This is a genomic window from Streptomyces angustmyceticus, assembly GCF_019933235.1.
GTDB classification, from domain to species: Bacteria; Actinomycetota; Actinomycetes; order Streptomycetales; family Streptomycetaceae; genus Streptomyces; species Streptomyces angustmyceticus.
Genome location: NZ_CP082945.1, coordinates 2,595,252 through 2,613,348 on the forward strand (window position 1 = coordinate 2,595,252; position 18,097 = coordinate 2,613,348).

General features: G+C 70.2%; 19 protein-coding genes and 1 pseudogene. 4 read left to right on the forward strand and 16 right to left on the reverse strand.

Features of this window, described 5'->3' with window-relative positions; all coding sequences use genetic code 11:
* Positions 1–8: 8 nt before the first annotated feature.
* A complete protein-coding gene (locus tag K7396_RS11630; protein WP_086718277.1) occupies positions 9–857 on the reverse strand; it encodes a 3-hydroxyacyl-CoA dehydrogenase family protein in 849 nt (282 codons plus the stop codon).
* A 202-nt stretch (positions 858–1,059) separates the two neighbouring features.
* Between K7396_RS11630 and K7396_RS11635 the strand changes: the two are divergent.
* Positions 1,060–1,401: pseudogene (locus tag K7396_RS11635) on the forward strand (ABC transporter permease); the annotation flags it as partial.
* A 10-nt stretch (positions 1,402–1,411) separates the two neighbouring features.
* Positions 1,412–1,984: a cob(I)yrinic acid a,c-diamide adenosyltransferase gene (locus K7396_RS11640; protein ID WP_086718278.1), complete on the forward strand. Its 573-nt coding sequence runs from the start codon at positions 1,412–1,414 to the stop codon at positions 1,982–1,984.
* 30 nt (positions 1,985–2,014) lie between these two features.
* On the opposite strand, the gene K7396_RS11645 is transcribed toward K7396_RS11640, so the two are convergent.
* Entirely contained in the window at positions 2,015–2,599 is a 585-nt protein-coding gene (locus tag K7396_RS11645; RefSeq protein WP_086718279.1) for a hypothetical protein, read from the reverse strand.
* Between the two features lie 172 nt (positions 2,600–2,771).
* Between K7396_RS11645 and K7396_RS11650 the strand changes: the two genes are divergently transcribed.
* Positions 2,772–4,007, forward strand: a complete 1,236-nt coding sequence (locus K7396_RS11650; RefSeq protein WP_152104586.1) for a sensor histidine kinase — start codon at positions 2,772–2,774, stop codon at positions 4,005–4,007.
* Positions 4,004–4,696 (forward strand): response regulator, encoded by a 693-nt coding sequence (locus tag K7396_RS11655; RefSeq protein WP_152104585.1) that lies wholly within the window; start codon positions 4,004–4,006, stop codon positions 4,694–4,696. The genes K7396_RS11650 and K7396_RS11655 overlap by 4 nt, the downstream gene beginning before the upstream one ends.
* A 224-nt stretch (positions 4,697–4,920) precedes the next feature.
* Here the strand turns inward: K7396_RS11655 and K7396_RS11660 are convergent, their stop codons facing one another.
* From K7396_RS11660 to K7396_RS11725, 14 genes are all read right to left on the reverse strand, one after another.
* On the reverse strand, positions 4,921–5,364 hold the full coding sequence (locus K7396_RS11660; RefSeq protein WP_086716411.1) for a DUF2550 domain-containing protein: 444 nt from the start codon (positions 5,362–5,364) through the stop codon (positions 4,921–4,923).
* Positions 5,365–5,512: 148 nt separating this feature from the next.
* Positions 5,513–5,896, reverse strand: coding sequence for a F0F1 ATP synthase subunit epsilon (locus tag K7396_RS11665; protein WP_018087383.1), 384 nt, complete (start codon positions 5,894–5,896; stop codon positions 5,513–5,515).
* Positions 5,897–6,003: 107 nt separating this feature from the next.
* Positions 6,004–7,446 (reverse strand): F0F1 ATP synthase subunit beta, encoded by a 1,443-nt coding sequence (gene atpD / locus K7396_RS11670; protein ID WP_086716410.1) that lies wholly within the window; start codon positions 7,444–7,446, stop codon positions 6,004–6,006.
* A 5-nt stretch (positions 7,447–7,451) separates the two neighbouring features.
* Complete coding sequence (locus tag K7396_RS11675; RefSeq protein ID WP_086716409.1) at positions 7,452–8,372, reverse strand: F0F1 ATP synthase subunit gamma; 921 nt, start codon at positions 8,370–8,372, stop codon at positions 7,452–7,454.
* Between the two features lie 20 nt (positions 8,373–8,392).
* A complete protein-coding gene (gene atpA / locus K7396_RS11680; RefSeq protein WP_086716408.1) occupies positions 8,393–9,985 on the reverse strand; it encodes a F0F1 ATP synthase subunit alpha in 1,593 nt (530 codons plus the stop codon).
* Between the two features lie 214 nt (positions 9,986–10,199).
* Positions 10,200–11,015, reverse strand: a complete 816-nt coding sequence (locus K7396_RS11685; protein WP_086716407.1) for a F0F1 ATP synthase subunit delta — start codon at positions 11,013–11,015, stop codon at positions 10,200–10,202.
* Positions 11,012–11,581, reverse strand: coding sequence for a F0F1 ATP synthase subunit B (locus tag K7396_RS11690; RefSeq protein ID WP_167392713.1), 570 nt, complete (start codon positions 11,579–11,581; stop codon positions 11,012–11,014). Before K7396_RS11690 ends, K7396_RS11685 begins: the two co-directional genes overlap by 4 nt.
* A gap of 42 nt (positions 11,582–11,623) precedes the next feature.
* Positions 11,624–11,869 (reverse strand): ATP synthase F0 subunit C, encoded by a 246-nt coding sequence (gene atpE, locus K7396_RS11695; RefSeq protein WP_030065540.1) that lies wholly within the window; start codon positions 11,867–11,869, stop codon positions 11,624–11,626.
* A 77-nt stretch (positions 11,870–11,946) separates the two neighbouring features.
* A complete protein-coding gene (atpB, locus tag K7396_RS11700) occupies positions 11,947–12,744 on the reverse strand; it encodes a F0F1 ATP synthase subunit A (protein WP_086716406.1) in 798 nt (265 codons plus the stop codon).
* Between the two features lie 282 nt (positions 12,745–13,026).
* Positions 13,027–13,464, reverse strand: a complete 438-nt coding sequence (locus K7396_RS11705) for a hypothetical protein (RefSeq protein WP_086716405.1) — start codon at positions 13,462–13,464, stop codon at positions 13,027–13,029.
* Between the two features lie 289 nt (positions 13,465–13,753).
* The gene (locus K7396_RS11710) at positions 13,754–15,088 is read right to left on the reverse strand and encodes an MraY family glycosyltransferase (protein WP_174886914.1); all 1,335 of its coding nucleotides are present in this window, start codon (positions 15,086–15,088) and stop codon (positions 13,754–13,756) included.
* 99 nt (positions 15,089–15,187) lie between these two features.
* Positions 15,188–16,573: a serine hydroxymethyltransferase gene (locus K7396_RS11715; protein ID WP_086716404.1), complete on the reverse strand. Its 1,386-nt coding sequence runs from the start codon at positions 16,571–16,573 to the stop codon at positions 15,188–15,190.
* 155 nt (positions 16,574–16,728) lie between these two features.
* The gene (locus K7396_RS11720) at positions 16,729–17,409 is read right to left on the reverse strand and encodes an arsenate reductase/protein-tyrosine-phosphatase family protein (RefSeq protein WP_174886913.1); all 681 of its coding nucleotides are present in this window, start codon (positions 17,407–17,409) and stop codon (positions 16,729–16,731) included.
* The gene (locus K7396_RS11725) at positions 17,409–18,056 is read right to left on the reverse strand and encodes an L-threonylcarbamoyladenylate synthase (protein WP_086716403.1); all 648 of its coding nucleotides are present in this window, start codon (positions 18,054–18,056) and stop codon (positions 17,409–17,411) included. The genes K7396_RS11720 and K7396_RS11725 overlap by 1 nt, the downstream gene beginning before the upstream one ends.
* Positions 18,057–18,097: the final 41 nt, after the last annotated feature.

Here is an 18,097-nt window from a genome sequence, read left to right on the forward strand (position 1 = left end):
ATGCGGCCTCAGTGCTTGTAGAAGCCCTGCCCACTCTTGCGTCCGATATCGCCCGCATCGACCATTCGCCGCATGATCTCCGGCGGGGCGAACTTCTCGTCCTGGGACTCGGTGTAGATGTTGTCGGTGGCGTGCAGCAGGATGTCGACGCCCGTCAGGTCGGCGGTGGCCAGCGGTCCCATCGCGTGGCCGAAGCCCAACTTGCAGGCGGTGTCGATGTCCTCGGCGCTGGCCACGCCGGACTCGTAGAGCTTGGTGGCCTCGACGACCAGCGCCGAGATCAGGCGGGTGGTGACGAAGCCGGCCACATCGCGGTTGACGACGACGCAGGTCTTGCCGACCGACTCGGCGAACTCCCGGGCCCTGGCCAGGGTTTCGTCGCTGGTCTTGTAGCCGCGGACCAGCTCGCACAGCTGCATCATCGGCACCGGCGAGAAGAAGTGCGCACCGACGACCCGCTCCGGGCGGGAGGTGGCGGCGGCGATCTTGGTGATCGGGATGGCGGAGGTGTTGGAGGCCAGCACCGCCTCGTCCTTGACGAGCTTGTCCAGCGTCTGGAAGATCTCGCGCTTGACGTCGATCCGCTCGAAGACCGCCTCGACGACGATGTCGGCGTCGGCGACGGCTTCCATGTCGGTCGTGGTGGTGATGCGGGCCAGCGCCTGCTCGGCGTCGGCCGCGGCCAGCTTGCCCTTGGCGACGAACTTCTCGTACGAGGACTCGATGCCGCCCTTGCCCCGGGCCAGCGCCTCGTCCGTCACATCGCGGAGGACCACGTCCCAGCCCGCCTGCGCGGAGACCTGCGCGATACCGGACCCCATGAGTCCGGCCCCGATGACGGCGAGCTTCTTTGCCACTGCTGTCCCCTCACACCCTGTGCATTTGACGGTCCTGGGTGACGTTAGCGGTCGTGAGCGATCGTTTGGAGGGTAAGAGATGCGCGTCACGTCTCGGATGACGGACATCACACCGCCGGGGTCCGCGGGCGGGGTGCGAACCGGACAGTCCACCGTCAGTCGGTCGCCCGTACGGCGTAGTTGAGGACCTTTTCGCCCAGCAGGCTTCGCGTTCGCCGCCGTGCTGACCGCGGCGCCGGCGTCGCTGTCGTACGCGCTGGCGCTGAGGGTGAGCACCCCGCAGGAGTCCGGACCGGTCATCAACGCCGTCACCATGCCCTCGATGCTGCTGTCCGGGCTGATGCCGCCGATCGCGCCGGGGCCCCGGTGGCTCGATGTGCTCTCGCACGTCATGCCGCTGCGCTACCTCGTCGACGCGGTGCGGGCGGCGTTCGCCGGCGCCTGCTCCTCCCCCGCGATGCTCCACGGCACCCTGGTGGCGGTCGCCTTCGCCACGCTGTCCGTGACCTATTGCACCCGGACCTTCCGCAGGTCGGCGGCGTAGGCTCGCTCATATGGTGAATCTGACGCGCATCTACACCCGCACCGGCGACAAGGGCACCACCGCCCTGGGCGACATGAGCCGCACCGCCAAGACCGACGCGCGGATCTCGGCGTACGCGGACGCCAACGAGGCCAACGCGGCGATCGGCGTGGCCCTGGCGCTCGGCTCGCTCCCCGAGGACGTCGCGGCGGTGCTGCTGCGGGTGCAGAACGACCTGTTCGACGTCGGCGCGGACCTGTCGACGCCGGTGGTGGAGAACCCGGAGTTCCCGCCGCTGCGCGTCGAGCAGAGCTACATCGACAAGCTGGAGGCGGACTGCGACCGCTTCCTGACGGAGCTGGAGAAGCTCCGCAGCTTCATCCTCCCCGGCGGCACGCCCGGCGCCGCGCTGCTGCACCAGGCCTGCACGGTCGTCCGCCGCGCGGAGCGCTCCACCTGGGCCGCCTTCGAGGAGCACGGCGAGACCATGAACCCGCTGACGGCCACGTACCTCAACCGCCTCTCCGACCTCCTGTTCATCCTGGCCCGTACGGCCAACAAGGAGGTCGGGGACGTGCTGTGGGTGCCCGGCGGGGAGCGCTGAGCCGCCACCGCCGGCCGGCCCGGAGGCTCGCTAACGGAGCGTCTTCTGCCGCGGCCGGGGCGCTTCCTCGGGGACCTCGGTCCGGCCGCGCGGGTCCTTCTTCTGCCAGATGAGGTAGGTCAGGGCGATCACCGCGTGGATGCTGACGATCTTCAGCGCGGTGCCCTGCCACTCGTGCAGCGAGGTCGTGTCACCGCCGTCACCGACGTACGCGATCGCGGCCTGCAGCAGCCCGCAGGCGACCACGGCCATCAGCACCGTGCGCAGCCACAGCTTCCCCTCGTGCTTGGCGTAGTCGAGTCCGTACCGCTTCACCGGCCTGGGACCGCCGGCGAAGCGGTACGCGACATGCCCGTCGACCCACTTGATCGTGTAGTGGCCGTAGGCGACCGTGAAGCCGATGTAGACGGCGGCCAGGCCGTGCTTCCAGTCCGCCGGCGCGCCGTTCTTCAGGTCGATCGCCGTGACGACCAGCAGGATCAGCTCCAGCAGCGGCTCCATCAAGAGCACCGCCGCTCCGGTGCGTCGCATCTTGGCCAGGTAACGCAGCGCCAGACCGAGCGCCAGCAGCACCCAGAAGCCGACCTCGCAGGCGATGATCAGCACGACGATCACGGCTGTCTCCTTTCAGGGCTCTCCACCGAACACCTCAAGCCTTCCAGCGGCCGCCGCCCTTGACGTCGTCGCGCGCGATGATCCGGGACTGCATCTTTCGATGTAGCGCACGACTTACGGCGATGCCCCGGACGTGGAGGCACCGGACCCCGCGGCCGTGTTTGATGGAGGGGTGACCGCCCCACCCCACGCCGCCCCCGGCCGGCCGCACCGCCTCGATCTGCTCATCGCGGTCGGCGGTCTGCTCGGCGGACTGCTGCTCTGGGCGATGAATCTGCACGGCGGGCCCTCCCGGCTGGGGCTGCCCCCCTCACTCACCCTGGTCGCGCTCACCGCGATGGCGGTGGCGGAACTGATGCGCCGTACGGCCCCGATGGCGGCGCTGGCCCTGGCGGTACCCGCGCTGGCGCTGGACATCTGCGCCGGCACCCTGGTCGCCACCGTCCTGATGTTCACCGACGTGGTCTATGCGGCGGTCCTCTACGGTCCGGCGAACGCGGCCCGCCGGATCCCGCTGCACTCCGTCCTGGTCACGGTCCTGGCGGCCATCGCCCTGACCGCGCTCTGGCCGGACCCGCAGGTCGTGATGGCCATCATCGGCATCGCGCTGGTCACCATCGCCCCGGCCTGGACCGGCATCATCATCCGCAACCACCGCGACGCCGCGCAGGCCGCGCAGCTGCGGGCCGAGCAGATCGCGCTGCTCGCCGAGCGGGACCGGACCCAGGCCGTGATCGGCGAACGGGCCCGGATGGCCCGCGAACTGCACGACATGGTCGCCAACCACCTGTCCGCCATCGCGATCCACTCCACCGCCGCGCAGGCCATCGACGACCCGTCGGCGACCCGCGAGGCGCTCGGGGTGATCCGCGAGAACAGCGTCCAGGGTCTGGCCGAAATGCGCCGTCTCATCGGGCTGTTGCGGGATCCCAAGGCGGCCGAGGGGGACGAGGAGCCAGCCGCGACCCCCAGCCTGGAGGGGCTGGACGCCCTGATCGACCAGGCCCGGACGAGCGGCGGCAGCAGCGGGCTGACCTTCGTCCTGGAGGACACCAGGAGCCCGGACGGTCCCGGGACGGCGCCCCGGCCGGCGGCACCGGTCGAGCTGGCCGCGTACCGCATCGTCCAGGAGTCGCTGACCAACGCGCTCAAGCACGCCGCACCCGGCGAGGTGCGGGTGCGCCTGGCCCATGACCGCGGCGGGGCACTCACCGTCGCCGTCCGCAGCCCGTTCGCCGACCGGCCCGGCCCCCGTGCGCCCGGCTCCGGCACCGGCCTGGTCGGGATGCGCGAGCGGACCGCCCTGCTGGGCGGGGCATTCGAGGCCGGCCCGGAGAGCGGGCCGGCCGGCAGAGTCTGGCTGGTGCGGGCAGCGCTGCCCGCCGCCGAGGAGGAAGAGCAACGATGACAGGCGCCGACGCGCAGCCGATCCGGGTTCTCGTCGCCGAGGACCAGTCCGCCGTACGGGCCGGGCTGGTGCTCATCCTGCGCTCCGCCCCCGACATCGAGGTGGTCGGGGAGGCGGAGGACGGCGAGGAGGCGGTACGGCTCGCCCGCGAGCTGCACCCCGACCTCGTCCTCATGGACATCCAGATGCCCCGCCTCGACGGGGTCTCCGCCACCCGGCAGGTGGTCTCCGAGAAGCTGGCGGACGTCCTGGTCCTGACCACCTTCGACCTGGACGAATACGTCTTCGGGGCGCTGCGGGCGGGCGCCGCGGGCTTTCTCCTCAAGGACAGCGACGCGGCCGCGCTGCTGACCGCGGTGCGCACCGTGGCGTCCGGCGAGGGGCTGATCGCTCCCGCGGTGACCCGGCGGCTGATCGCGGAGTTCGCGAGCCCGCGCACGGCCGTGCGGCGGCCGGCCCGGGACGGCGAGGCGCCGGATCCGGCGGTCCTGGACGCGCTGACGCCCCGCGAGCGGGAGGTGCTGGGGTGCCTGGGGCGGGGGCTGTCGAACGCCGATATCGCCCTGCGGCTGGCCATGGCCGAGGCCACCGTCAAGACCCATGTGAGCCGGCTGCTGGCCAAACTGGACCTGCGCAGCCGCGTACAGGCAGCCGTCCTGGCCCAGGAACTGGGGGTGGACGGGCCATAGGGGCGGGGGGACGCCGGGAGGGAGGGGCGGGTCCGGGGCGGACGGGCCGGGCGCGGCGGGGCTCAGGGAAGCGCGCGACGGGGCCCTTGGGGGCGGCGCGCGGCGGCGCAAGGCAGGGCCGGGGACGCCGTAGGGGCCGCCCGAACGCATCCCGTAGGGGACGCACGGCCCCCCTGCGGGGCCACAACCAGCAGCGCCCGGGGATGTTCCCCGGGCCGCCCAATTCAGGCCACGTTCACCCTCTGGCCGGGCGGTGCTGCCTCCAGCCAGGCGAGGAAGCCGGTGAGCGCGTCCTCGCTCATCGCCAGTTCCAGTCGGGTGCCGCGGTGCCGGCAGGCCAGGACGATGGAGTCGGAGAGCAGTGCCAGCTCCTCCTCGCCCTGCGGGGTGCGGCGCTCCAGGACCTCGATGGCGGAGCGCTCCAGGAGCCGTCGTGGCCGGGGCGCGTACGAGAACACCCGGAACCATTCGACCCGGTCGCCGTTGTAGCGCGCCACACCGTAGATCCAGCCCTTGCCGCCGGTCTCGTTCTCCGGCACGTGCCAGCGCAGACTGCAGTCGAAGGTGCCACCGGACCGCTGGATGAGCCGCCGCCTCAGTCCGAAGACGAACAGTCCCAGCAGCACCAGTACTACGACCACGCCGCTCACAAGCAGAGCGAGGACCATCTCGACCGACCTCCTCGCTTCGGTGGGGGTACCCCCGCGCCGGTCAGGCGGCGGGGCGGGAATCGCACCTGCATTGCCTCAGCCGCGGGCCGCTCCGGACAACTCCGGGCAGCCCGCGGCTGAGGATCGATCTCGTCGGCGACGGGGCTCAGTGAACGCCCGTCACCGCACGCAGCCGGACATCGGCGCGACGCTCGGCGGCCGCGTCAGCGTCCGACTTCGCTCGCTCCAGGGCCCGCTCCGCGCGCTGGACATCGATCTCGTCCGACAGCTCGGCGATCTCCGCGAGCAGAGACAGCTTGTTGTCGGCGAACGAGATGAAGCCGCCGTGCACCGCGGCGACGACGGTGCCGTCCCCGCTCTCGCCCGTCGTACGAATCGTCACCGGGCCGGACTGCAGCACGCCCAGCAGCGGCTGGTGTCCGGGCATGACTCCGATGTCGCCCGACGAGGTGCGCGCGACGACCAGGCTGGCCTCGCCGGACCAGACCTGACGGTCCGCGGCGACCAACTCGACGTGCAGCTCAGCCACGATGGCTCCTCGGGTCTCCACCTGCCTGGCTCGGCAGATGTTGGGTCAAATACTAGTGGTCGTCCGGGCCGGGGGCGGCCAGGGCCGCCCCCGGGACCGTGCCGGGGTCAGGAGACGCCCAGCTCCTTGGCATTGGCCTTCAGGTCCTCGATGCCACCGCACATGAAGAACGCCTGCTCGGGGAAGTGGTCGTAGTCGCCGTCCGCGATCGCGTTGAACGCGGTGATCGACTCGTCGAGCGAGACGTCCGAGCCGTCGACACCGGTGAACTGCTTCGCCACGTGGGTGTTCTGCGACAGGAACCGCTCGATACGACGGGCGCGGTGGACGGTGAGCTTGTCCTCCTCGCCGAGCTCGTCGATACCCAGAATCGCGATGATGTCCTGGAGGTCCTTGTACTTCTGCAGGATCGTCTTGACGCGCGAGGCGCAGTCGTAGTGGTCCTGCGAGATGTAGCGGGGGTCCAGGATCCGGGACGTCGAGTCCAGCGGGTCGACCGCCGGGTAGATGCCCTTCTCCGAGATCGGGCGCGACAGAACGGTGGTCGCGTCCAGGTGGGCGAAGGTGGTGGCCGGCGCCGGGTCGGTCAGGTCGTCCGCGGGGACGTAGATCGCCTGCATCGAGGTGATCGAGTGACCACGGGTCGAGGTGATGCGCTCCTGCAGCAGACCCATCTCGTCCGCCAGGTTCGGCTGGTAACCCACCGCGGACGGCATACGGCCGAGCAGCGTGGAGACCTCGGAACCCGCCTGGGTGTAGCGGAAGATGTTGTCGATGAAGAAGAGCACGTCCTGCTTCTGCACATCGCGGAAGTACTCCGCCATGGTCAGACCGGCCAGGGCGACGCGCAGACGGGTGCCCGGGGGCTCGTCCATCTGGCCGAAGACCAGCGCGGTCTTGTCGATGACGCCGGAGTCCGTCATCTCCTCGATGAGGTCGTTGCCCTCACGGGTGCGCTCACCGACACCGGCGAACACCGACACACCGTCGTGGTTGTTGGCCACGCGGTAGATCATTTCCTGGATCAGAACGGTCTTGCCGACACCGGCACCACCGAACAGACCGATCTTGCCGCCCTTGACGTACGGGGTCAGCAGGTCGATGACCTTGACGCCGGTCTCGAACATCTCGGTCTTGGACTCGAGCTGGTCGAAGGAGGGGGCCTTGCGGTGGATCGCCCAGCGCTCGGTGACCTCGGACGCGGCCTCCGGCTTGTTCAGGATCTCGCCGAGGGTGTTGAACACCTTGCCCTTGGTGACGTCGCCGACGGGGACCGTGATCCCGGTGCCGGTGTTGGTCACCGCGGCCTGGCGGACCAGACCGTCGGTGGGCTGCATGGAGATGGCGCGGACCAGGCCCTCGCCCAGGTGCTGGGCGACCTCGAGGGTCAGCGTCTTGAGCTTGCCCTCCTCGGCCGGGTCGGCGACCTCGACGGTCAGCGCGTTGTAGATGTCCGGCATCGCGTCGACGGGGAACTCCACGTCGACGACCGGGCCGATGACCCGGGCGACGCGGCCCGTTGCCGTGGCCGTTTCAACAGTGGTGGTCATAGTGGTCAGTCACTCCCCGCGGTCGCGTCGGCCAGAGCACTGGCGCCACCGACGATCTCGCTGATTTCCTGGGTGATTTCGGCCTGTCGGGCCGCGTTGGCAAGCCGCGAGAGCGACTTGATGAGCTCTTCCGCGTTGTCGGTCGCCGACTTCATCGCACGGCGCGTGGCGGCGTGCTTGGAGGCGGCGGCCTGCAGAAGGGCGTTGTAGATCCGCGACTCGACGTACCGCGGAAGCAGTGCGTCGAGGACGTCCTCGGCCGACGGCTCGAAGTCGAACAGCGGAAGGATCTCGCCCTTGGACGTCTCCTCCGACTCCTGCGCCGCCTTGTCGAGGCGGAGCGGCAGCAGCCGGTCGTCGAGCGCCGTCTGCGTCATCATCGAGATGAACTCGGTGGTGACGATGTGGAGTTCGTCCACACCGCCCTCGGCCGTGTCCTGCTGGACAGCGGCGATGAGCGGGGCGGCGACCGCCTTGGCGTCCGCGTACGTCGGGTTGTCGGTGAAGCCGGTCCACGACTCCACGACCTTGCGCTCGCGGAAGCTGTAGTACGACACGCCCTTGCGCCCGACGATGTAGGCGTCGACCTCCTTGCCCTCGGCCTTGAGCCGCTCGGTGAGCTTCTCGGCGGCCTTGATGACGTTGGAGGAGTAGCCGCCGGCCAGACCGCGGTCGCTCGTGATGAGCAGCAGCGCGGCCCGGGTGGGCTGCTCCGCCTCGGTCGTCAGCGGGTGCTGGGTGTTCGAGCCCGTGGCAACCGCCGTCACCGCGCGGGTCAGTTCACTCGCGTACGGCGTCGACGCCGCCACCTGGCGCTGCGCCTTGACGACGCGCGAGGCGGCGATCATCTCCATCGCCTTGGTGATCTTCTTGGTCGCGGTGACGGAGCGGATGCGACGCTTGTAGACCCGGAGCTTGGCTCCCATGGATCAGGTCCCTTCCGTCGTCACTTGCTGGTGCCGGCCGGGGCGTCCTCGCCGAGCAGCTTGCCGTCCGAGGTCTCGAACTGCCGCTTGAAGCCGTCGACGGCCTCGGAGATCGCGCCGATGGTGTCGTCGGACATCTTGCCGCCCTCGACGATGCTGGTCAGGAGGTCCTTCTTCTCCCGGTGCAGGTGGTCGAGGAGCTCCCGCTCGAAGCGGCGGATGTCCGCCACCGGGACGTCGTCCATCTTGCCGTTGGTGCCGGCCCAGATGGAGATGACCTGGTCCTCGGTGGAGTACGGGGAGTACTGAGCCTGCTTGAGCAGCTCGGTCATCCGCTTGCCGCGCTCCAGCTGCTGCTTGGAGGCCGCGTCCAGGTCGGAACCGAAGGCGGCGAACGCCTCCAGCTCGCGGTACTGGGCGAGGTCCACGCGGAGCCGGCCGGAGACCTGCTTCATGGCCTTGTGCTGGGCCGAGCCACCGACACGGGAGACCGAGATACCCACGTTCAGCGCGGGACGCTGGTTCGCGTTGAAGAGGTCCGACTCCAGGAAGCACTGGCCGTCGGTGATGGAGATGACGTTGGTCGGGATGAACGCCGACACGTCGTTCGCCTTGGTCTCGACGATCGGCAGACCGGTCATCGAGCCGGCGCCCATCTCGTCGGAGAGCTTGGCGCAGCGCTCCAGCAGACGCGAGTGCAGGTAGAAGACGTCGCCCGGGTAGGCCTCACGGCCCGGCGGACGGCGCAGCAGCAGGGACACGGCGCGGTAGGCGTCGGCCTGCTTCGAGAGGTCGTCGAAGATGATCAGGACGTGCTTGCCCTGGTACATCCAGTGCTGGCCGATGGCCGAGCCGGTGTAGGGCGCCAGGTACTTGAAGCCCGCCGGGTCGGACGCCGGGGCGGCGACGATGGTGGTGTACTCCAGGGCGCCGGCCTCCTCCAGCGCACCGCGCACGGACGCGATGGTGGAGCCCTTCTGGCCGATGGCGACGTAGATGCAGCGGACCTGCTTCTTCGGGTCGCCCGAGCGCCAGTTGTCGCGCTGGTTGATGATCGTGTCGACGGCCAGGGCGGTCTTGCCGGTCTGGCGGTCGCCGATGATCAGCTGACGCTGGCCACGGCCGATCGGCACCATCGAGTCGACGGCCTTGTAGCCGGTCTCCATGGGCTCGTGCACCGACTTGCGGACCATGACGCCGGGAGCCTGCAGCTCCAGGGCGCGGCGGTCCTCGGACTCGATCTCGCCGAGGCCGTCGATCGGGTTGCCCAGCGGGTCGACGACGCGGCCGAGGTAGCCCTCGCCCACGGCGACCGAGAGCACCTCACCGGTGCGCTGCACCGGCTGGCCCTCCTCGATGCCGCTGAACTCGCCGAGGACCACTGCGCCGATCTCGCGCTCTTCCAGGTTCAGCGCGAGGCCGAGAGTGCCGTCCTCGAACTTCAGCAGTTCGTTCGCCATCGCCGAGGGAAGGCCCTCGACCTTCGCGATGCCGTCACCGGCCTCGCTGACCGTGCCGACCTCTTCGCGCGAGGCCGCGTCCGGCTTGTACGCCTGGACGAAGTTCTCCAGCGCGTCCCGGATCTCCTCCGGCCGGATCGTGAGCTCCGCCATCTGGGTTCCCTGCTCTCCTTGTTGGGCCCGAAGTTACTTGCGGGTGTCCGGGGGTCTGTCCCCCGGGGGGTTTCCGCTTACGGCCCAACTCGGGCCGCCGTCATGCTTGTGCTGGTCCCCGGGGCTTCTTCCGGACCGCAGCCGGACCTCTCGGTCCGGCCGGCTGGTCCGGCGTCCGACCGCCGGTTGTGCAGCTCTTGAGTTGGTGGCTGGGTCAGCCGGCCATCCGCCGGTCCGCCTCGTCGAGGCGCTCCGCGATGGTCCCGTTGATGACCTCGTCGCCGATCCGGACCTGGACTCCGCCGAGGACCTCGGGGTCCACGTCGAGGTTCAGGTGGATCTGCCGTCCGTACAGCTGCGCCAGGGCGGCGCCGAGGCGCTGCCGCTGCCCTTCGCTGAGGGGCGCCGCGGAGGTGACCACCGCGACCATCCGGTCCCGGCGGCTCGCCGCCAGCTTGGAGAGGGCGTCGAGCCCCGCTTCCAGGCTACGGCCCCGCGGCCGTACGACAAGGCGGATCACGACGCGCTCGGTGACCGGGTTCGCCCGGCCGCCCAGCAGCGTGTGCAGCAGCTCCGTCTTGGCCGCGACCGACGCGTTCCGGTCGGTCAGCGCACGCCGCAGCTCGCCGTTGGAGCTGACGATCCGGCCGAACCGGAACAGCTCGTCCTCGACGTCGTCGAGCTGGCCGGCCCGCTGGGCGGCGACGAGGTCGGCGCTGTAGGCCAGCTCCTCGAGCGCGTCCGTCAGGTCACGCGAGCCCGACCAGCGGGAGCGGACCATGCCGCCCACCAGGTCGACGGCCGGACCGCCGACCTGGCTGCCCAGCAGTCGCCCGGCCAGTTCGGCCCGCGCCTCGCCGGACTGCGCCGGGTCGGTGAGAACCCGACGCAGCGACACCTCGCGGTCGAGCAGAGCGGTGACGGCAGACAGCTCCTCGGCGAGCTTCGCCGCGTCGACGGAGGTGTCGTCCGTCAGCGCGTCGAACCGCTCGCGTGCGGAGGCGAGTGCCTCGCGGCTCGCTCCGTTCATCGGCCGGCCTCAGCCTTCGTCGCGCCCGAAGCCGCCTTGCCCTCGACCTCGTCGAGGAAGCGGTCGACGGTCCGGCTCTGCCGGGCGTGGTCCTCCAGGGACTCGCCGACGATCTTGCCGGCCAGGTCGACGGCGAGCTTGCCCACGTCCCGGCGCAGCGTCTGCGCGGCCTGCTTCCGGTCCGCCTCGATCTGGGCGTGACCGGCAGCGATGATCTCCTCGCGCTGCCGCTGGCCCTCGGCGCGCATCTCAGCAATGAGAGTCGCGCCCTGCTCCTGCGCCTCCTGGCGCAGTCGCGCGGCCTCGTGGCGGGCGTCGGCCAGCTGTGCCCGGTAGTCCGCGAGCACCTGCTGAGCCTCGGCCTGCGTCGCCTCGGCTTCCTCCATGCGGCCTTCGATCTGCTTCCTGCGCTCTTCCAGAACCTTGTTGATGTTCGGGAGGAGCTTCTTCGCCAGGATGCCGAAGACGATGAAGAAGGCGACCAGGCCGATGACCAGCTCTGGAATCGGCGGGAACAGGGGGTTCTCGGGAACCTCCGCCGCCATGTTGAAGACCAGGGCGTTCACATCAATGCCTTCCGTCTGAATGGACGTCGTCTAACGGGCCGCTTACTTGTACGCGTAGCCCATGACGATGCCGATGAGGGCGAGCGCCTCACAGAAGGCGAAACCCATGATCTGGTTGGTGCGGATCAGACCGGCCGCCTCGGGCTGACGGGCGAGGGCCTGGGTGCCGTTACCGAAGATGATGCCGACGCCGACGCCGGGGCCGATGGCCGCGAGGCCGTACCCGACCGAGGCGATGTTGCCGGTGAGGCCGGCGGCGAGGTTCACAGTCTCGAGGGCAGCGGACATGCCGTTACTTCCTTCTCTTTCACGGACCGGTGGGGGTTGGCCACCGGACGATTAACAGATTGCGGAGTCGGGGGTGCTCAGTGGTGCTCGGCGAGCGCGCCCTGGACGTAGTTGCAGGCCAGGAGCACGAAGACGTACGCCTGGATCGCCTGGATGAAGAGCTCGAAGGCCGTCATCGCGATGGTCATCAGGAACGAGGCACCGGCGTAGACGAAGCCGAGGCCGTTCGCCAGGTACCAGGTGGCGATGGTGAACATCACGATCAGCAGGTGGCCGGCGAACATGTTCGCGAAGAGCCGGACGGCGTGGGTGAAGGGCCGCACGAGCAGGTTCGAGAAGAACTCGATCACGACGATCAGCGGCAGGACCCAGCCGAGCGACCGGTCCCAGCCGGTGATGTTCTTCCAGCCGCCGACGAAGCCGTGCTTCTTGAACGTCAGGTACACCCACAGGATGTAGACGATCGCGGCGAGCCCGATGGGGAACGAGATGATCGACGTCACCGGGAACTGGGCGATCGGAATGATCGACCAGATGTTCATGATCCACACGAAGAAGAACAGCGAGACCATGAGGGGGACGTATTTCTCGCCCTCCTTCTTGCCCAGCGCGTCATAGACGAGGCCGCGGCGCACGAAGTCGTAGCCGACCTCGCCGATCATCTGCAGCTTTCCGGGGACCACCTTGGCCTTGCCGAATGCGGCCCAGAAGAACCACACCACGACGACCGTGCTGAGCAGGGCCAGCAGCATCGGCTTGTTGAACTCGTAGCCGCCGACTTTGAAGAGCGGGTCGAATACGAACGAATGAAGACCCGGGGCCTCGAAGCCACACCCCGGAATAAAGAGGTGGCACTCCGTGTCGAAGGCGAGCATCGTTTCAGCACTCACCGCGGGCTCCTTCAGCGTGGCGCATGGGTACGGCAACCTCGTTGTGTCGGCGCGGCGTTGAGCCACGGAGCGGCACTGGACTGGTCTTGCGGATTGGGGGGCGGCGGCCGGCCGGCGCTGGGCCGGGCCGAATCACAGGCATCGGCCGCGAGAACTGCCCGTTCCATCCTGTGGAATCTGGGAGCTCAGCCGCCTGCGCCATCTGTGCCGCAGTTGGCACCGGACGATAGCAGGCTCGCATGAGGGCATTTATCCCGGCCCTACGTCTCACGTCGGCGACCCCGCCGTCTCCGCCTTCTTCGCGTCGGCGGAGTCGGGGTTCACGTACAGAATCTTCTCCTTCATATGACCGCGGGTCTGGGCCGCGATCCATACGAGGGTGGCGCCGAGCAGCGTGAAGGCGAATGCCTTGGTGTCGAAGAGCGTCGTGTCCTTGAAGGTGATCATGAAGACCGCGACGAGCAGGATCTGCACCGTGTACAGCAGCAGCCCCATCATCTGGAAAAGCTGCGGAAGCTTGCGCGCGGTCTGCTGGAGGACCACCAGCCCCGCACCCATCACGAGCAGCACCAGCGCGGTGCCGACGACGGCGCCGATCGCTCCCGTCGCGCCGGCGACCACCGCGCTCACGGCAACGGCGATGACGCCGATGGCGAGCGTGGGCACAACGGCGTGAAGGAGTAGTCGGGCGTCATTCGACTGCATGGCGGCGCTCCGGCAAGGGGTGGGGTTTGTGTCGTCAGGGACGAGCGTAGACCCGGCCTGAGGCGGAACCTGCGGCAAAAGAAGCGTCGCACTACGCTCCTTCGGCTCTATCGCCGGGTTTCGTGAACGGTATCACAAACTATTTGATGAGGTCTTTACCTGGTTCGTGTGGACCCTGTCACACCTGAGCGTGAACGTGCGCGTTGGTGCACTGACGGCCCGCTTTTTGTCTGGTATGGGGTCAACCGACCCGATTCCTGTCGCACGTTCGGGCGACCGAATCCCTGGATCAGTGGTGACTGTCCGCCCTGCCGTGCTCCACGAAGCGTGAACGGTCGCCGATCGCGGTGGCCCCGTTGACGCCCGCCGGGACCGGTGCGCGCTCCTCCTCGGGCACGTCGGCGCTCTCGTCGCCCGACTCCGCGGCGGACGCCGGCGCGACGGCGACCCGGCGGTAGCGCGGCGGCACCATCCACTCCGCCCAGCGCGGCGTGCGCGGGGTGAAGCGCGGGAGCAGGAGCAGCACCAGCCCGACCGCGCTCAGCAGCACGATGCCCAGCACGATCCACATGCTGGCGTTGTTCGCCGAGTAGGCCACCGCGCCGAACGCGATCAGGGCCGACCAGAAGTACATGATCAGCACGGCCCGGCTGTGCGAGTGCCCGATCTCCAGCAACCGGTGGTGCAGGTGGCCGCGGTCGGCCGCGAACGGCGACTGGCCCTTCCACGTACGCCGCACGATCGCCAGGATCAGGTCGGCGACCGGCACCGCGATGACCGTCAGCGGCAGCAGCAGCGGGATGTAGACCGGCACCATCGCGTGGGTCGCCTCGCGCAGACCGCCCGCCTTGACGTTGAGCAGGTCCGGGTCGACCTGGCCGGTGACCGAGACCGCGCCCGCGGCCATCACCAGGCCGATCAGCATCGAGCCCGAGTCGCCCATGAAGATCCGCGCCGGGTGCATGTTGTGCGGCAGGAAGCCCAGGCACATGCCCATCAGGACGACCGAGAACAGCGTGGCCGGCGCCGCCGCCTCGATGCCGTAGCCGAACCACATCCGGTACGCGTACATGAAGAACGCCGCGGCGGCGATGCACACCATGCCGGAGGCGAGACCGTCCAGGCCGTCGACGAAGTTGACGGCGTTGATGGTGATCACGACGAGGGCGACGGTCAGCAGGGTGCCCTGCATCGGCGTCAGCGAGACCGTGCCGACACCCGGGATCGGGATCCAGAGGATGGTCAGGCCCTGCAGGACCATCACGCCCGCGGCGATCATCTGGCCGCCGAGCTTGACCAGCGCGTCCACGCCCCACTTGTCGTCCAGGACGCCGAGGATCCAGATCAGGGCGGCGCCGGAGAGCAGCGCCCTCGGCTCGTTGGAGTTCTCGAAGACGCTCTTGAGGTTCGTCAGGTGCGAGGCGACCAGCAGACCGGCGCACAGCCCGCCGAACATCGCGATGCCGCCGAGCCGCGGTGTCGGCTCGCGGTGCACGTCGCGGGCGCGGATCTCCGGCATCGCACCGGCCGCGATCGCGAATTTCCGTACCGGCCCGGTCAGCAGGTAGGTCACCGCGGCCGTGACGCACAGCGTCAGCAGGTATTCACGCACGGGCTGCCCCATTGGTATAGCTGGCCATCACAGCCCCACACCCTATGCGTGTCGGCCCCCTGGCCGTGAATACAGGAACAGACGCCCGGCACCGGCGGATGGTTCCCGCCGTCATCCGCGGGCGGGGTAGGGCGGGAAGTCATGGACCAGGGCGACGGTCCGGGAGCGGGCCGTGCCGTCCTCCTCCAGTGCCGCCACGATCAGCCCGGCGACGGTCTCCATCTCGGCCTCGCCCATCCCCTGCGTCGTCACCGCGGCGGTGCCCAGCCGCAGGCCGGTCCGGCCGGCCGCGAGGCCGCCGGAGGCCCCGGCGCACGGCAGCGCGCAGGTGTCCAGCACGATCCCGGCGGCGGCCAGCCGCCCCCGCGCGGCGCGGGCGTCCAGGCCCAGCGGGGCGGTGTCGGCGGTGATCAGGTGGGTGTCGGTACCGCCGGTGGTGATCGTCAGGCCGTGTCCGGCCAGCGCCCCGGCGAGGGCGCGGGCGTTGGCGGTGACCTGGTGGGCGTAGGCGCCGAAGGCGGGCGCCGCGGCCTCGCCGAAGGCGACGGCCTTGGCGGCGACCGCGTTCATCTGGGCGCCGCCCTGGGTGAAGGGGAACACCGCGCGGTCGATGCGCTCGGCCAGCTTCGCGCCGCACAGGATCAGCCCGCCGCGCGGCCCGCGCAGCACCTTGTGTGTGGTTCCGCACACCACGTGCGCGTACGGGACGGGGCTGGGCGCCGCTCCCCCGGCGATCAGCCCGAGCGGGTGCGCGACATCGGCGATCAGGTAGGCGCCGGTCTCGTCGGCGATGTCGCGGAAGGCGGCGTAGTCGATGTGCCGGGGGTAGGAGATCGAGCCGCAGACGATGGCCTTGGGCCGGCGCTCCCGGGCCAGCTCGCGGATCGCGTCGTAGTCGAGCAGTCCGGTCTCCTCGTCGACGCCGTAGCCGGCGAAGTCGAACCAGCGGCCGGAGAAGTTCGCGGGCGAGCCGTGGGTGAGGTGTCCGCCGTGCGGGAGGGACATGGCCAGGACGGTGTCGCCGGGGCGCAGCAGGGCGGCATAGGCGGCCAGGACGGCCGAAGACCCGGAGTGGGCCTGGACGTTGGCGTGTTCGGCGCCGAACAGGGCCTTGGCGCGTTCCACCGCGATCCGCTCGGCGAGGTCGACGATCTCGCAGCCGCCGTGGTGGCGGGCGCCCGGGTACCCCTCGGCGTACTTGTTGCCCAGAGGGGAGCCGAGGGCGGCGAGGACGGCCGGTGAGGTGAAGTTCTCCGCGGCGATCAGCTGCAGTCCGTCGCTCTGGCGGGTGCTCTCGCCGAGCAGCACGCCGGCGATCTCGGGGTCCTGGCGCAGCAGGGCGCCGAAGTCCGGGGCGCCGGCCGGCCGGGCCGCGGCGTCACGGGCGGCGGCCCGTGCGCGGTCCTCGGCGCTCCCGGCCGCCCCGGCGGCGGGCTCGGCGGCCGGGGCAGCACCGGCCGGGGTCTCGTGACGGGGTGACGCGGTGGTGGCAGGCATCGCTTGCTCCCGGCCTCGTACGGGGACGTAGTCCCAATGTAGGCGCGGCCGGGCGTTCGGGCGCGGTGTGCGGGCCGACAGGGTCCACACGCCCGCACAGGGCCCCGGAGGGCTGTCTCCCCGGGCCGCCCCGGGCCGCGGGAGGACAGGCGGCCTCAGGCCCGCGCGGGGACCCCGGTGAGGGCGGTGACGACCGGGTCGAGCGCCTGGTTGATCTCGTCGCCGATGGAGCGGAAGAAGGTGATGGGCGCCCCGTAGGGGTCGTAGACCTCGTCGGACTCCGGATTGGGCGCCAGCAGCCAGCCGCGCAGCGCCGCGGCGGCGCCGACCAGCGCGCGGGCGCGCTCGACCAGCCCGCCGTCCGGGAGGTCCGGGTCGGGCTCGGGAAGCGTGGCCGGATCTATCGCCCGTACCAGCCGGTTGAACTCCTTGAGCGTGAAGGTGCGCAGCCCCGCGGAGTGGCCCATGGAGATGACCTGGGCGCGGTGGTCACGGGTGGCGGTGAGCACCAGGTCGGCGCGGATGACGTGCTCGTCGAGCAGCTCGCGGCCGAGGAACCCGGCCGGGTCGGCGCCGTAGTCGGTGAGCACCGTCGCGGCGTGGGTCTCCATCGGGGCGCCCTCGTGCCCCCAGGTGCCGGCGCTCTCCACGAGCAGCCCGCCGCTGCGGGCGTCGCCCAGCCGCAGCTCCAGGGCATGGCGGTGCAGCCGCTCGGTGATCGGCGAGCGGCAGACGTTGCCGGTGCTGACGTGGAGGATCCGAAAGGGGGGTGAGGGGGGTACAGGCGGGTGGGTGCCGGTGCCTGGTCCCGCTATGCCACGCCCCGGGGGCGCCATCAATTGGCCACCTCGAGCTCGGGTACCACCTTGCGCAGTTCCTCGGCGGAGAGCGCGCCCTCGCGCAGCAGCACCGGGATCCGGCCGGTGACGTCGACGATCGAGGAGGGCACCGCGGCGGGTGTCGGGCCGCCGTCGAGGTAGACGGAGACCGAGTCGCCGAGCATCTCCTGGGCCGCGTCGCAGTCCTGCGGGGACGGGTGGCCGGTGAGGTTGGCGCTGGAGACGGCCATCGGGCCGAACTCGGTGAGCAGCTCGATCGCGACGGGGTGCAGCGGCATCCGTACCGCGACCGTGCCCCGGGTCTCGCCCAGGTCCCAGGTCAGCGACGGCTGGTGCTTGGCGACGAGGGTGAGCGCGCCGGGCCAGAAGGCGTCGACCAGCTCCCAGGCCTGCTCGGAGAAGTCGGTGACCAGGCCGTGCAGGGTGTTGGGGGACCCGACGAGGACCGGGGAGGGCATGCCGCGGCCGCGGCCCTTGGCCTCCAGCAGGTCGCCGACGGCCTCGGCGCTGAAGGCGTCGGCGCCGATGCCGTAGACGGTGTCGGTGGGCAGCACGACCAGCTCACCGCGGCGGACGGCCGAGGCGGCCTCGCGCAGACCGGTGGTGCGGTCGGTCGCGTCGCTGCAGTCGTATCGCCGTGCCATTACGGGACCTCCTCGTGCGAAACGAATACTTCGGATGCATC

Bases quoted from the DNA above. Each gene is read 5' to 3' on its own strand.
- K7396_RS11640 (WP_086718278.1), top strand. From the start codon at position 1,412: ATGGTGAATCTGACGCGCATCTACACCCGCACCGGCGACAAGGGCACC.
- K7396_RS11655 (WP_152104585.1), top strand. From the start codon at position 4,004: ATGACAGGCGCCGACGCGCAGCCGATCCGGGTTCTCGTCGCCGAGGAC.
- K7396_RS11660 (WP_086716411.1), bottom strand. From the start codon at position 5,364: ATGGTCCTCGCTCTGCTTGTGAGCGGCGTGGTCGTAGTACTGGTGCTG.
- atpD (WP_086716410.1), bottom strand. From the start codon at position 7,446: ATGACCACCACTGTTGAAACGGCCACGGCAACGGGCCGCGTCGCCCGG.
- K7396_RS11675 (WP_086716409.1), bottom strand. From the start codon at position 8,372: ATGGGAGCCAAGCTCCGGGTCTACAAGCGTCGCATCCGCTCCGTCACC.
- atpA (WP_086716408.1), bottom strand. From the start codon at position 9,985: ATGGCGGAGCTCACGATCCGGCCGGAGGAGATCCGGGACGCGCTGGAG.
- K7396_RS11685 (WP_086716407.1), bottom strand. From the start codon at position 11,015: ATGAACGGAGCGAGCCGCGAGGCACTCGCCTCCGCACGCGAGCGGTTC.
- atpE (WP_030065540.1), bottom strand. From the start codon at position 11,869: ATGTCCGCTGCCCTCGAGACTGTGAACCTCGCCGCCGGCCTCACCGGC.
- atpB (WP_086716406.1), bottom strand. From the start codon at position 12,744: ATGCTCGCCTTCGACACGGAGTGCCACCTCTTTATTCCGGGGTGTGGC.
- K7396_RS11705 (WP_086716405.1), bottom strand. From the start codon at position 13,464: ATGCAGTCGAATGACGCCCGACTACTCCTTCACGCCGTTGTGCCCACG.
- K7396_RS11710 (WP_174886914.1), bottom strand. From the start codon at position 15,088: ATGGGGCAGCCCGTGCGTGAATACCTGCTGACGCTGTGCGTCACGGCC.
- K7396_RS11715 (WP_086716404.1), bottom strand. From the start codon at position 16,573: ATGCCTGCCACCACCGCGTCACCCCGTCACGAGACCCCGGCCGGTGCT.
- K7396_RS11720 (WP_174886913.1), bottom strand. From the start codon at position 17,409: ATGGCGCCCCCGGGGCGTGGCATAGCGGGACCAGGCACCGGCACCCAC.
- K7396_RS11725 (WP_086716403.1), bottom strand. From the start codon at position 18,056: ATGGCACGGCGATACGACTGCAGCGACGCGACCGACCGCACCACCGGT.